Raw genomic sequence first — 13,651 nt, 5'->3', positions numbered from 1 at the left:
ACCGGCCTAACTTACTACATTACCTACAACTCTGGCAGGCGCCGTCTGTAACCCTTTGTGAAACTTTGACTACACAATATTCGTAAAGCTTCGTGACGAAAGCGATATAAAAAAACCTATCGCCCCCCTCGAATTTCTCAAAAACGCTCTTCACTTGCCGCGCCTTCGACCCCGCGGTAGCCACGGCACAGCAGATACTGCTCCCTGGACCGGTCACGGGATGAGTCCGGCTTGCGGGTTTGTACCTTGTCGAACAACTTGCGAATGTTCTTGTGGTACTCGTCGAAACCTTCGCCCTGGAAGACCTTCACCAGGAAATCACCACCCGGACGCAACACCCGACCTGCCAAATCCAGCGCCAGTTCACACAGGAACATGGCACGCGGCATATCAACAGCCGGTAATCCACTCATATTGGGGGCCATGTCGGAAATCACAAGGTCTACCTGCGAATTTCCCACAGCCTCCAGGATCTCGGCCAATACTTTGTCCTCGGTGAAATCGCCGTGAACAAAGGTCACGTCCGGGATGCTGTCCATCTCGAGGATGTCCGAAGCGATCAATCGGCCTTGCCCACCAATCAGACGACTGGTCACCTGGGACCAGCCACCGGGGGCCGCGCCGAGATCGATAACGCTCATGCCTGGACGAATCAATTTGTCCTTGTCCTGGATCTCCAGCAACTTGTAGCTGGCCCGGGAACGGTAGCCGTCCTTTTGCGCCTTTTTGACGTAAGGATCATTGAAATGTTCTTGTAGCCACTTAAGGCTGGTTTTGGAACGGGCCACGGGCCACCTCGAAAAAATAAAACGGGTCGTGATTAACTGGGCGGTCCCGGACTCGCTCGGGTAAACTGGCCGCCGCTTTTTACAAGATCAGACGCAGGGGTCAGATTATGCCGCTCACTCAAGAGCAGAAGAAACAGTACAAATCCATTGGCCACCATCTGAAACCAGTTCTGATTGTGGCAGACAACGGTTTGACTGAGGGTGTGCTAGCCGAATTCGAGCGCGCACTGAACGATCACGAACTGATCAAGATCAAGGTCAACATCCTTGATCGCGAAGCGCGCCTGGCTGCCGTTGCAGAACTGTGCAAGGTCGGCAAAGCGGACCTGGTTCAGGTCATCGGCAAGATGGCGCTGCTGTATCGCAAGAACTTCAGCGTCAACAAGCAACTGTCGAACGTTCATCGCTTCAAATGATGAAAAGGGTCAAGGGCGTGCTTCGCGCGCCCCGCCACTCCATCCCGGCGCAGGCTGCGCAACCAGCACCAAGCCAGAGAACCCTAGCACAAGATAGCTGAACAACTGCCAGCGCAACGCTTGCGGCAGCCACACATGCACCATACAAAACATTGCGCATGCATACAGCGCCATCAACAGCAGTTGCCCGCGAATATCCCGCCACAAACTCTTCAAGCCTTCGGCCGTGATCAGCACCAACGCCTGAAGCATCACGCACGCCGCCGCAAAACCCACCAGCAACGCACTCAGCAATCCGTCGATCTCATCGATCAGCAGCGGCGCCAGGCCAATCAGGCCCAACGCCGGCAACACGCCAATATGTAACAGCCATAGGCCACCCACCCAAAGCATCTGAGAGAGCTGCCAAAGCATGGCGCCCGCACGCAGCGGGCGCCGCCTTTCAGATGTGACGAACTTCGACAATCTCGTACTCAATGACGCCGCTCGGCGTTTTCACGGCAACCACGTCGCCTTCTTCCTTGGCAATCAAGGCGCGAGCAATCGGTGAGCCGACAGAGATCTTGCCTTGCTTGAAGTCAGCCTCATCCTCACCCACGATCTGGTAGGTCACGCTTTCGTCGGTCTCGACGTTGGCGATTTCCACGGTCGTGCCGAAAATCACCTTGCCGGTATGCGGAATGGTGGTGACATCGATGATCACCGCATTCTGCATACGGCCCTCGATGTCACGAATCCGCGCCTCGACCATACCCTGCTGCTCGCGAGCAGCGTGGTATTCGGCGTTTTCCTTCAAGTCACCCAGTTCGCGGGCCGTACCGATGTCCTGGCTCAGCTTTGGACGTACGACCTTGGTCAGATGGGCGTGCTCCTCTTCCAGGGCGCGCGCGCCCTGAACGGTCATCGGGTATTTGGTTATGCTCATGCCTTCAATCCTGCGTGTAGATCCTGCAAGCGACGCACGGTCTTTTCCGGACCGAACTTCAGCGCTTCACAGATAGCTTCGCCAGCAGCAATGGTAGTGGTGCAGTAAATCTTGTGCTGCAAGGCATTACGACGAATGGAATAGGAATCCGCGATCGACTGGCGACCTTCGGTAGTGTTGATGATCAGGGTGACTTCGTCATTCTTGATCATGTCGACCACATGCGGACGGCCTTCCGTCACCTTGTTCACGCGACGTACTTTCAGGCCGGCAGCTTCGATCAGCTTGGCGGTCCCGGCGGTAGCCACGACTTCAAAGCCCAAGTTGATCAGATCGCGGGCGACCCCTGCAACCAGTGGCTTGTCGTCATCACGTACGCTGATAAACGCAGTACCGCCGGTCGGCAGCACTTCGCTGGCACCCATCTGGGCCTTGGCGAACGCTTCACCGAAGGTATCGCCCACACCCATCACTTCACCGGTGGACTTCATCTCTGGGCCCAGGATCGGGTCCACGCCAGGGAATTTGGCGAACGGGAACACCGCCTCTTTCACACTGTAGAAGTTCGGAATGATTTCCTTGGTAAAGCCGATTTCCTTCAGGGTCTTACCGGCCATCACACGCGCAGCGATCATGGCAAGGGACACACCGATGCACTTGGACACGAACGGTACGGTACGCGAGGCACGCGGGTTGACTTCGATGACGTAGATGTCTTCGCCTTGCAGCGCCAACTGTACGTTCATCAGGCCGACCACACCCAGTTCCAGGGCCATTTTCTTGACCTGTTCGCGCATCTCGTCCTGAATGTGCGCCGGCAGCGAGTACGGCGGCAGCGAGCACGCGGAGTCACCGGAGTGAACGCCGGCTTGTTCGATGTGCTGCATGATGGCGCCGATCACGACGTCAGTACCGTCGCAAACCGCGTCCACGTCCATTTCGATGGCGCAGTTGAGGAAGTGGTCCAGCAGCACCGGGCTGTCGTTGGAGACTTTCACCGCATCACGCAGGTAGCGCTTGAGTTCTTCTTCTTCGTAGACGATTTCCATCGCCCGGCCGCCCAGTACGTAGGACGGACGCACCACCAGCGGGTAGCCGATCTTGCTGGCCGCACGGATGGCTTCGTCTTCGCTGCGCACGGTGGCGTTCGGCGGCTGACGCAGGTTCAGGCGCTCAACCATCTGCTGGAAGCGCTCACGGTCTTCGGCACGGTCGATAGCGTCCGGGCTGGTACCGATGATCGGTACGCCGGCAGCTTCCAGGGCACGCGCCAGTTTCAACGGGGTCTGGCCGCCGTACTGGACGATCACGCCTTTAGGCTTCTCGACGCGGCAGATTTCCAATACATCTTCCAGCGTTACCGGCTCGAAGTACAAGCGGTCGGAAGTGTCGTAGTCAGTGGAAACCGTTTCAGGGTTGCAGTTGACCATAATGGTCTCGTACCCGTCTTCGCGCAGGGCGAGGGCGGCGTGTACGCAGCAGTAGTCGAACTCGATACCTTGGCCGATACGGTTCGGACCGCCACCCAGGATGATGATCTTGTCGCGGCCTGTCGGCGCGGCTTCGCACTCTTCCTCGTAGGTGGAGTACATGTAGGCCGTGTCGGTGGCGAACTCTGCGGCGCAGGTATCAACGCGCTTGTAGACCGGGAAGATATCCAGCTTGTGGCGATGAGTACGCAGGTTCTTCTCGGTCACACCCAGCAGCTTGGCCAGACGCTGGTCGGAGAAACCTTTGCGCTTGAGGCGGAACATCAGGTCGCGGTCGATAGACGACAGACCCAGCGTCTTGACCTTCTCTTCTTCCTTGATCAGATCTTCGATCTGCACCAGGAACCACGGGTCGATCATGTTCATGCCGAAGATATCTTCGACGCTCAGGCCGGCACGGAAGGCGTCAGCCACGTACCAGATACGCTCGGCGCCCGGCACGGTCAGCTCACGCTTGAGGATGCTCATGCTTTCCGGGCTGCTCAGGTCGAGCTTCTCGTCCAGGCCGCAAACACCAACTTCCAGGCCGCGCAGGGCTTTCTGCAAGGATTCCTGGAAGGTGCGGCCGATCGCCATGACTTCACCAACAGACTTCATCTGGGTGGTCAGGCGCGCATCAGCCTTGGCGAATTTCTCGAAGGCAAAGCGCGGCAGCTTGGTCACGACGTAGTCGATAGACGGCTCGAAAGACGCCGGCATAGCGCCGCCGGTGATTTCGTTTTGCAGCTCGTCCAGGGTGTAGCCGATAGCCAGCTTGGCGGCGATACGCGCAATCGGGAAGCCCGTCGCTTTCGAGGCCAGGGCCGAAGAACGCGATACACGTGGGTTCATCTCGATCACGACCATGCGGCCGGTGTCCGGGCAGATGCCGAACTGAACGTTGGAACCGCCGGTTTCAACGCCGATCTCGCGCAGTACCGCCAGGGAGGCGTTACGCAGGATCTGGTATTCCTTGTCGGTCAGGGTCTGTGCCGGAGCCACGGTGATCGAGTCACCGGTGTGCACGCCCATCGGGTCGAAGTTTTCGATGGAGCAGACGATGATGCAGTTGTCCTTCTTATCGCGGACCACCTCCATCTCGTATTCTTTCCAGCCGATCAGCGACTCGTCGATCAGCAGCTCTTTGGTCGGCGACAGATCCAGGCCACGGGCGCAGATTTCTTCGAACTCTTCACGGTTGTAAGCGATACCGCCGCCGGTGCCGCCCATGGTGAACGACGGACGGATGATGCATGGGAAGCCCAGGGTCTCGAGGACCGCGTTGGCCTCTTCCATGCTGTGGGCGATACCGGAACGCGGGCACGCCAGGCCGATGGACTTCATGGCCTTGTCGAAACGCGAACGGTCTTCAGCCTTGTCGATGGTGTCGGCATTGGCGCCGATCATCTCTACGCCGAACTTTTCCAGGACGCCTTCGCGCTCCAGGTCCAAGGCGCAGTTCAGAGCGGTCTGGCCACCCATGGTTGGCAGCAGCGCGTCCGGACGCTCTTTTTCGATGATCTTGGCAACGGTCTGCCACTTGATCGGCTCGATGTAGGTGGCGTCGGCCATGGCCGGGTCGGTCATGATGGTGGCCGGGTTGGAGTTCACCAGGATGACGCGGTAGCCCTCCTCGCGCAGGGCTTTACAGGCCTGGGCGCCGGAGTAGTCGAATTCGCAGGCCTGGCCGATCACGATCGGGCCAGCGCCGAGAATCAGGATGCTTTTTATGTCTGTACGTTTTGGCATGGGTTTGTCACTCAAATCCGCAGGTCAGTCGGCAAGCCGTCTTGAACAATCTTTGAAGAGCCTGCGGGGGCCACCGCAATCCGGGGCCGCCCGCAGGCCACTCAGTCAGCGTCGCTTGGCCATCTCATTGATGAAACGGTCGAACAGCGGCGCTACGTCGTTCGGGCCCGGGCTGGCTTCAGGGTGGCCCTGGAAGCTGAACGCGCTCTTGTCGGTGCGCTCGATGCCTTGCAGGGAACCGTCGAACAGCGACTTGTGAATGGCGCGCACATTGCTCGGCAGGGAGGCTTCATCCACCGCAAAACCGTGGTTCTGGCTGGTGATCATCACAACGCCAGTGTCCAGGTCTTGTACCGGGTGGTTGGCGCCGTGGTGGCCGTGGCCCATTTTCAGGGTCTTGGCGCCGGAGGCCAAAGCCAGCAACTGGTGGCCAAGGCAGATGCCGAACACCGGAATCTCGGTCTCCAGCACGTCCTTGATGGCCTGGATAGCGTAGTCGCATGGCTCAGGGTCACCCGGGCCGTTGGACAGGAACACACCGTCCGGCTGCATCGCGAGCACATCGCTGGCAGGGGTTTGCGCGGGCACCACGGTCACACGGCAACCGCGCTCGACCAGCATGCGCAGGATGTTGTACTTGACGCCGTAGTCATAGGCGACCACGTGGTAAGGCAGATCGGCAGCCTCGATAGTCGCGTGGCTGTCGGTCTTCAGATCCCACACAGTGGAACGCCACTCGTACTTCTCTTTGACGCTGACGACTTTCGCCAGGTCCATGCCCTTCAGGCCAGGGAAACCTTGCGCCGCGGCAATCGCCGCCTCTTCGGAGATATTGTCACCGACCATGATGCAGCCGTTCTGCGAGCCTTTTTCACGCAGGATGCGCGTGAGGCGGCGCGTATCGATACCGGCGATCGCCACAACGTTGTTGGCTTTCAGGTAATCGGACAGCGACATCGTGTTACGCCAGTTGCTCGCAACCAGTGGCAGGTCACGAATCACCAGGCCCGCCGACCAGACACGATCAGACTCGACATCTTCCGGCGTAGTGCCGGTGTTGCCGATGTGCGGATAGGTCAGGGTAACGATCTGTTGGGCGTAGGAAGGATCGGTAAGGATTTCCTGATAGCCGGTCATGGCAGTGTTAAACACCACCTCTCCAACGGTCTGACCGTCGGCTCCAATGGCTTCGCCGCGAAAAATGCTGCCATCAGCAAGGGCGAGTATGGCTGGCTTAGTCAAGAAGACCTCCCGTAAATAAAGCCTGAAAGGGCGATCGCAGGTTGTAAAAAAGCGGAGTGACGTATGGACACGTCACCCCGCTTCTTCACTGAATTATTCTGCGCGCTTTTAGTGGACACACTAAAGCTGTAGCTTACAGAAAAAGGCTTTTTTGGTCCACCGCTAATGAGCCTTAAAGGCAGGGGAATGCGACAGGACGTCGCCTAGCGGGTAAAAACGGGGCCACAGGATAATCCTGAGCCCCCGTTTTAGCTACTGCTTAGTGCAGGTCCAGCACGTCACGCATGTCGTACAGGCCCGGCTCGCGGCCGTCCAACCAAAGCGCAGCACGCACCGCGCCCTTGGCGAAAGTCATGCGGCTGGAGGCTTTGTGCGTGATCTCCAGGCGCTCGCCTTCGGTGGCGAACAGCACGGTGTGATCGCCAACCACATCACCACCGCGCACGGTTGCAAAACCGATGGTGTCGCGTGCGCGCTCACCGGTGTGGCCTTCACGCCCGTATACCGCCACTTTCGACAAGTCGCGGCCCAGCGCATCGGCAATAGCTTCACCCATGCGCAACGCAGTGCCCGACGGAGCGTCGATCTTGTGACGGTGATGAGTCTCGATAATCTCGATATCAGCCTCGTCACCTAGCACGCGCGCCGCCAGGTCCAACAACTTCAGCGACAGGTTCACGCCCACACTGAAGTTGGCGGCGAAGACGATCGGAATATCCTTGCCCGCCTCCACTAGCAACTGTTTCTGCTCGGCACTCAAACCGGTGGTACCAATCACCATGGCCTTGCCCGCCCTACGGCAGAAGGCCAGATTTTTCAGCATCACTTCCGGCAAGGTGAAGTCGATCAGCACGTCGAATTCGTCCGCCACCTGCTCAAGGTTGCCAGACAACGAAACACCGATGCGACCCAACGAGGCCAACTCACCTGCGTCTGCGCCGATCAACGTACTGCCTGGGCGAACAATCGCCGCCGTCAGCCCGGAGGCCGGCGAGCGTTGCTGCACCGCCTCGACCAGCGTCTTGCCCATGCGCCCGGCAGCGCCCATTACGGCTATACGTCGCATATTCAGATCCTTACAGGTCGCCGAAGAAGCGTTTTACACCGTCGAAGAAGCCCGTAGTCTTCGGCGAGTGCGAGTCATCGCCTTCCAGCGAGCTGCGGAACTCTTCCAGCAGTTCACGCTGACGACGATTCAGGTTCACCGGAGTTTCCACCGCCACACGGCACATCAGGTCGCCAGCACCGCCACCGCGCACGGGCGCAACGCCCTTGCCACGAATGCGGAACTGCTTGCCGGTCTGAGTCCCCTCGGGAATCTTGAGCTTGACCCGACCATCCAGCGTCGGAATCTCCAGCTCGCCACCCAGGGCCGCATCAACAAAGCTGATCGGCACTTCGCAGAACAAGTGCTTGCCGTCACGCTGGAAGATCGAGTGCTCGCGCACATTGATCACCACGTACAGGTCGCCCGTGGGGCCACCCTGGGCGCCCGCCTCGCCTTCGCCCGACAGGCGAATACGATCACCGGTATCCACACCCGCCGGTACTTTCACCGACAGCGTCTTGTACTCTTCGACGCGGCCTTCGCCGTGGCAGGAATCGCACGGATCGGAAATGATCTTGCCCTGGCCATGGCAACGCGGGCAGGTTTGCTGCACCGAGAAGAAGCCCTGCTGCATGCGCACCTGCCCGATACCGCCGCAGGTCGGGCAAGTGATCGGCGAGGAGCCTTTCTTCGCACCCGAGCCGTCGCACGGCTTGCAGTTGACCAGCGTCGGCACACGGATATTGACACTGGTGCCGCGCACGGCTTCTTCCAGGTTCAGCTCCAGGGTGTAACGCAAGTCACTGCCGCGCTGAGGGCCACCACGCTGGCCGCCCCGGCCGCCGCCGAAGAAGTCGCTGAATACGTCGCCGAAAATATCGGAGAAGTTCTGGCCACCAAAACCGGCACCGCCGCCACCCATGCTCGGGTCGACGCCAGCATGGCCATACTGGTCGTAAGCCGCACGCTTATTGGGATCACACAGGCATTCGTAGGCCTCGTTGGCCTCTTTGAACATCTCTTCGGATTCTTTGTTATCCGGATTACGGTCCGGGTGGTGTTTCATCGCCAGGCGACGGTAGGCCTTCTTCAGGTCCGCCTCGCTGGCGCCACGCTCCACACCCAATACTTCGTAATAGTCACGCTTTGCCATAAGTCTTTGCACTCTTAAGGACGTTCGACCTGGCCCTCCTGAACCCTGCCAAACTCGTTGAGCCCCAATACAGGCCCGGACCCAACTCACGTCAATTCAACGATCCTGGTCATTACTGCTTTTAGCCAGGGAGCCGGCCAAAAACGCGGTGACTGTCATTCGGAAAGCAGGAGCATTCCCGTTCACACCGCCAGCATCCGAGCGTTGTCGCATGCTGTAAAAATTCGCATACCCCAGACACGCCAACGCGGGAGCAAGCTCCCGCGCGGCGACATCCTACCAGTCACCGCTTGTGCGCGGTCAACCGGGCGACAACTTACTTGTTGTCTTTAACTTCTTCGAACTCGGCATCGACAACATCGTCGTGCTTGGCTTCAGGCTCTGCTTGTTGCGCAGCGCCGTCAGCCGGCTGGCCTTGCTCGGCGTACATTTTCTGAGCAACTGGCGCGGAGACTTTCGACAGTTCCTCAACCTTGGCTTCGATGGCAGCCTTGTCGTCGCCTTTAATAGCGGCTTCCAGGGCAACCACTGCTGCTTCGATTGCAGTTTTCTCTTCGTCGGTCACTTTGTCGCCAGCATCAGCGATCATTTTGCGCGTCGAGTGAACCAGCGCGTCACCCTGGTTACGGGCGCCTGCCAACTCTTCGAACTTCTTGTCGGCTTCAGCATTGGTTTCAGCATCACGGATCATCTGTTGAATTTCTTCATCAGACAGGCCGGAGTTGGCCTTGATGGTGATCTTCTGCTCTTTGCCGGTGGCCTTGTCTTTCGCGCCGACGTGCAGGATGCCGTTGGCGTCGATGTCGAAGGTCACTTCGATTTGTGGCACGCCACGTGGTGCTGGTGGAATCTCAGCCAGGTCGAACTTGCCCAGGGACTTGTTCTGTGCGGCTTGCTTACGCTCGCCCTGCAGCACGTGGATAGTCACGGCGCCCTGGTTGTCATCGGCAGTCGAGAACACCTGGGATTTCTTGGTAGGAATCGTGGTGTTTTTCTCGATCAGCGCAGTCATCACGCCACCCATGGTTTCGATACCCAGGGTCAGCGGGCTTACGTCCAGCAGCAGCACATCTTTCACGTCACCGGCCAGTACGGCACCCTGGATGGCAGCACCCATGGCAACGGCTTCGTCCGGGTTCACGTCTTTACGGGCTTCTTTGCCGAAGAACTCGGTGACCAGCTTCTGAACCAGTGGCATACGGGTCTGACCGCCCACCAGGATCACGTCGTTGATCGAGCCAACGTCGATACCGGAGTCTTTCAGCGCGATGCGGCAAGGCTCGATGGTGCGCTGAACCAGGTCTTCAACCAGTGCTTCGAGCTTGGAACGCGAGATCTTCACGTTCAAGTGCTTAGGACCGGTAGCGTCTGCAGTGATGTACGGCAGGTTCACGTCAGTCGACTGAGCGGAAGACAGCTCGATCTTGGCTTTTTCAGCGGCTTCTTTCAGGCGCTGCATGGCCAGCGGGTCACCCTTGAGGTTCATGCCGCTTTCTTTCTTGAATTCGTCAACGAGGTAGTCGATCAGACGAATGTCAAAGTCTTCACCACCCAGGAAGGTGTCACCGTTGGTGGCCAACACTTCGAACTGGTGCTCGCCGTCAACTTCTGCGATCTCGATCACGGAGACGTCGAACGTACCGCCACCCAGGTCGTAAACGATCACGGTGTGGTCGCCCTTGGCCTTGTCCATACCGTAAGCCAGCGCGGCTGCGGTTGGTTCGTTGATGATACGTTTTACATCCAGGCCCGCGATGCGGCCGGCGTCTTTGGTGGCCTGACGCTGGCTGTCGTTGAAGTAGGCAGGAACGGTGATCACCGCTTCAGTCACTGCTTCACCGAGGTAGTCTTCGGCGGTCTTCTTCATCTTTTTCAAGATTTCAGCCGAGATTTGCGGCGGCGACATTTTCTGGCCGTTCACTTCAACCCAGGCGTCACCGTTGTCGGCCTTGGCGATTTTGTAAGGCACCATCTTGATGTCTTTCTGTACGACTTCTTCGTCGAACTTACGACCGATCAGACGCTTTACCGCGTACAGGGTGTTGTGCGGGTTGGTCACCGCCTGACGCTTGGCCGATTGACCGACGAGGATTTCACCGTCGTTGGCGTAAGCGATGATCGACGGAGTGGTACGTGCGCCTTCGGCGTTTTCAATAACTTTTGCAACGCCGTTTTCCAGCACGGAGACGCAGGAGTTGGTGGTCCCCAGGTCGATACCGATAATTTTGCCCATGATTTACTCTCCCGAAACTTGAATTTGGTTGCCGCAGCAGTTTTGGCTAACTGCGGTAGCACTTAAACGCTTGACTTATAAATGGGGGCCTTGCGGCGGATTTCAAGCCTGCTCATCAATAGAAGGTGCAACGGGTGAAGGAGCCTTGCTCACCACCACCATTGCCGGACGCATCAGGCGACCGTTGAGCTGGTAACCCTTTTGGAACACCTTGATGACGCTATTGGGTTCCAGGTCATGGCTTTCCTGCATGGCCATGGCTTGGTGATGTTCTGCATTGAACGGCTCGCCGGCTTGCGGATCGATAGCTTCCAACTGATAACGTTTCAGGGTGTCCTGGAACATTTTCAGGGTCAGCTCGATGCCTTCGCGCATTGGGCGGATGTTTTCATCGTCCGGGTTGGACAACTCAAGACCACGCTCCAGACTGTCGATGATCGGCAGCAGGTCACCGGCGAATTTTTCCAGCGCGAACTTGTGAGCCTTCTCTACATCCTGCTCGGCACGGCGGCGGACGTTCTGCAGATCGGCGGCAACACGCAACGATTGATCCTGCGCAGCGGCCAATTGCTCTTCGAGCACTTGCACACGAGTCGCCAGTTCATCACCGGCAGCCGAATTGGCGTCTGGAGTTTGCGTATCCTGCGTCTGTTCGTCAGCCATAGATTTCTCCTTTCAAAATCATGCGCGAACTCAACTCGCGCTTCTGCTCCGGTATATGGGGCCACAATTTTCAGGTTCAAGGGCGCAGGCGTTACCAAAAGTCTTTCGATTGACCTGGATCATTTCCTTCTCGCTCATTCCACATCGCGCTAAAAAAATTCGAGACTCAAGCAAATCGAGCTAAGCGTCAGGATTGTCAGGCCTGAACAAAACACTGTATAAATAACCAGACCTAAAGCCTGGGAGCGGCCGTCATGCTCGTGCACCTGTCTGTACATAACTACGCCATCGTTGAACATCTGGATCTTGAACTGGATCGCGGGATGAGCGTAATCACAGGCGAAACCGGCGCCGGCAAGTCGATCATGCTCGACGCCCTCGGCCTGACGCTTGGCGACCGCGCCGACAGTGGCGTGGTACGCCCTGGCTCCGACAAGGCTGACATCCTGGCCACCTTCGACCTGGCGGACATACCCGAAGCCGAAGCATGGCTGGCCGAGCGCGACCTTAATAATGAAGGCCCCTGCATTCTGCGCCGGGTGATCACCGCCGAGGGGCGCTCCCGCGGCTATATCAACGGCACGCCTTGCCCACTGGGCGACCTGAAAGCCCTGGGCGAATTGCTGATCGATATCCACAGCCAGCACGAACACCAATCCCTGCTGAAAACCGATACCCACCGTCGCCTGCTCGATGAGTACGCCGGCGCCACCGATCTTTCCCGGCAAGTTCAACTGGCCGCCCAACGCTGGCGCCAGACACGCCAGGAACTGGAACGCCTCTCCAACTCCGGCGACGAACAACGCGCCCGCCACCAGTTGCTCAGCTACCAATTGGAAGAGCTCGAAAGCCTTGGCCTGGGTGAGACAGAGCTGGAGCAACTTGAGCAGGAACACAAGAACCTGACCAACGCCGAAACCTTGCTGGGCATCTGCCGCCAAGTGGTCGAGCAATGCAGCGAGAGCGACTCCGGCAATGTGCTCAACGCACTGACCGCCAGCCTCAACCGCCTGTCCAGCGTGAACAATGCTTCCGGCTCACTGAGCGAAGCGACCACCCTGCTGACCAGCGCGCAGATCCAGGTTGAAGAGGCCGTGGGCGAACTCAATCGCTTCCTGGACCACTTCGACGCTGACCCAGCTCGCCTGCAGGAAATAGAAGAGCGCCTGGACACTATTTATACCCTGGCTCGCAAGCATCGAATCCAGCCGACCGAAGTCGCAACCATGCAGCAGAAACTGCTGGATGAAATCGAAACACTCAACGCGAACGACGAATCCATCGAACGACTGGGCGAGGAGCTCGCTTCGTTTGCCCGTCATTATCAGGAAAAGGCCCGGGAGCTGAGCGCTCTGCGCCAGCAGGCAGCGACTAGCCTGGCAAGCGCCGTTGAGCTGGAAATCCAACGCCTGGGCATGCCAGGCGGGCGCTTCACCATCGAGTTGCATCCCAACGCCACTCAAGAATTGCAGCCCCATGGGCTGGAGCACGTCGAACTGCTGGTGAGTGCCAACCCCGGGCAACCGCTCAAGGCCCTGGCCAAAGTGGCCTCCGGCGGCGAACTCTCGCGCATCAGCCTGGCGATCCAAGTGATTACCGCCCAGACCTCACGGGTACCCACATTGGTATTCGATGAAGTGGATGTGGGCATTGGCGGGCCAACCGCAGAAATTGTTGGCCAATTGCTGCGTCGCCTGGGAGATCGTGGCCAGGTGCTTACGGTGACCCACTTGCCGCAAGTGGCAGCCCAAGGGCATCAGCACCTGTTTGTGCATAAGGTGCGCGGTAGCGACGCGACACACACCGCCGTCTCCAAGCTGAACAAGTCGGAACGGGTGGAAGAAGTGGCGCGGATGCTCGGCGGTATCGACTTGACCAAGGAGTCCTTGGCTCACGCGAAAAAAATGGTGGTGGCCGCGAAGGCTTGAAGCGACATTTTCCACTCTATAGAAAGCACGAAGGCGA

General features: G+C 58.5%; 11 protein-coding genes. 2 read left to right on the top strand and 9 right to left on the bottom strand.

What is annotated here, in order from left to right:
* Nucleotides 1–137: 137 nt before the first annotated feature.
* On the bottom strand, nucleotides 138–788 hold the full coding sequence (gene rlmE / locus ACP7CZ_RS20800) for a 23S rRNA (uridine(2552)-2'-O)-methyltransferase RlmE (protein WP_003194199.1): 651 nt from the start codon (nucleotides 786–788) through the stop codon (nucleotides 138–140).
* A 107-nt stretch (nucleotides 789–895) separates the two neighbouring features.
* Here rlmE and ACP7CZ_RS20795 point away from each other — a divergent pair, with 107 nt between their 5' ends.
* The gene (locus tag ACP7CZ_RS20795; protein ID WP_003176146.1) at nucleotides 896–1,204 is read left to right on the top strand and encodes a YhbY family RNA-binding protein; all 309 of its coding nucleotides are present in this window, start codon (nucleotides 896–898) and stop codon (nucleotides 1,202–1,204) included.
* A 9-nt stretch (nucleotides 1,205–1,213) separates the two neighbouring features.
* Here ACP7CZ_RS20795 and ACP7CZ_RS20790 read toward each other — a convergent pair whose 3' ends face one another.
* From ACP7CZ_RS20790 to grpE, 8 genes are all read right to left on the bottom strand, one after another.
* The gene (locus ACP7CZ_RS20790) at nucleotides 1,214–1,618 is read right to left on the bottom strand and encodes a hypothetical protein (RefSeq protein WP_054898019.1); all 405 of its coding nucleotides are present in this window, start codon (nucleotides 1,616–1,618) and stop codon (nucleotides 1,214–1,216) included.
* Between the two features lie 28 nt (nucleotides 1,619–1,646).
* Nucleotides 1,647–2,123, bottom strand: coding sequence for a transcription elongation factor GreA (greA, locus tag ACP7CZ_RS20785; RefSeq protein WP_032873232.1), 477 nt, complete (start codon nucleotides 2,121–2,123; stop codon nucleotides 1,647–1,649).
* 2 nt (nucleotides 2,124–2,125) lie between these two features.
* Nucleotides 2,126–5,347 carry a carbamoyl-phosphate synthase large subunit gene (gene carB / locus ACP7CZ_RS20780; protein WP_054898018.1) on the bottom strand — a complete coding sequence of 1,074 codons (3,222 nt, stop codon included), beginning with the start codon at nucleotides 5,345–5,347 and terminating at the stop codon, nucleotides 2,126–2,128.
* A gap of 105 nt (nucleotides 5,348–5,452) precedes the next feature.
* On the bottom strand, nucleotides 5,453–6,589 hold the full coding sequence (gene carA / locus ACP7CZ_RS20775) for a glutamine-hydrolyzing carbamoyl-phosphate synthase small subunit (RefSeq protein WP_003194208.1): 1,137 nt from the start codon (nucleotides 6,587–6,589) through the stop codon (nucleotides 5,453–5,455).
* 259 nt (nucleotides 6,590–6,848) lie between these two features.
* Entirely contained in the window at nucleotides 6,849–7,655 is an 807-nt protein-coding gene (dapB, locus tag ACP7CZ_RS20770; RefSeq protein WP_054896113.1) for a 4-hydroxy-tetrahydrodipicolinate reductase, read from the bottom strand.
* Nucleotides 7,656–7,665: 10 nt separating this feature from the next.
* The gene (dnaJ, locus tag ACP7CZ_RS20765; protein WP_054896114.1) at nucleotides 7,666–8,790 is read right to left on the bottom strand and encodes a molecular chaperone DnaJ; all 1,125 of its coding nucleotides are present in this window, start codon (nucleotides 8,788–8,790) and stop codon (nucleotides 7,666–7,668) included.
* Between the two features lie 316 nt (nucleotides 8,791–9,106).
* On the bottom strand, nucleotides 9,107–11,023 hold the full coding sequence (gene dnaK, locus ACP7CZ_RS20760; RefSeq protein ID WP_014719959.1) for a molecular chaperone DnaK: 1,917 nt from the start codon (nucleotides 11,021–11,023) through the stop codon (nucleotides 9,107–9,109).
* 102 nt (nucleotides 11,024–11,125) lie between these two features.
* Nucleotides 11,126–11,686, bottom strand: a complete 561-nt coding sequence (grpE, locus tag ACP7CZ_RS20755; protein WP_034126999.1) for a nucleotide exchange factor GrpE — start codon at nucleotides 11,684–11,686, stop codon at nucleotides 11,126–11,128.
* Between the two features lie 254 nt (nucleotides 11,687–11,940).
* On the opposite strand from grpE, the gene recN reads away from it, so the two are divergent.
* The gene (gene recN, locus ACP7CZ_RS20750; protein WP_054896115.1) at nucleotides 11,941–13,614 is read left to right on the top strand and encodes a DNA repair protein RecN; all 1,674 of its coding nucleotides are present in this window, start codon (nucleotides 11,941–11,943) and stop codon (nucleotides 13,612–13,614) included.
* The last annotated feature ends 37 nt before the right edge of the window (nucleotides 13,615–13,651 follow it).

It is taken from the genome of Pseudomonas sp. DWP2-2 (assembly GCF_049897065.1).
GTDB lineage: Bacteria > Pseudomonadota > Gammaproteobacteria > Pseudomonadales > Pseudomonadaceae > Aquipseudomonas > Aquipseudomonas paracarnis.
This window is presented reverse-complemented; position numbering and strand designations above follow the sequence as displayed.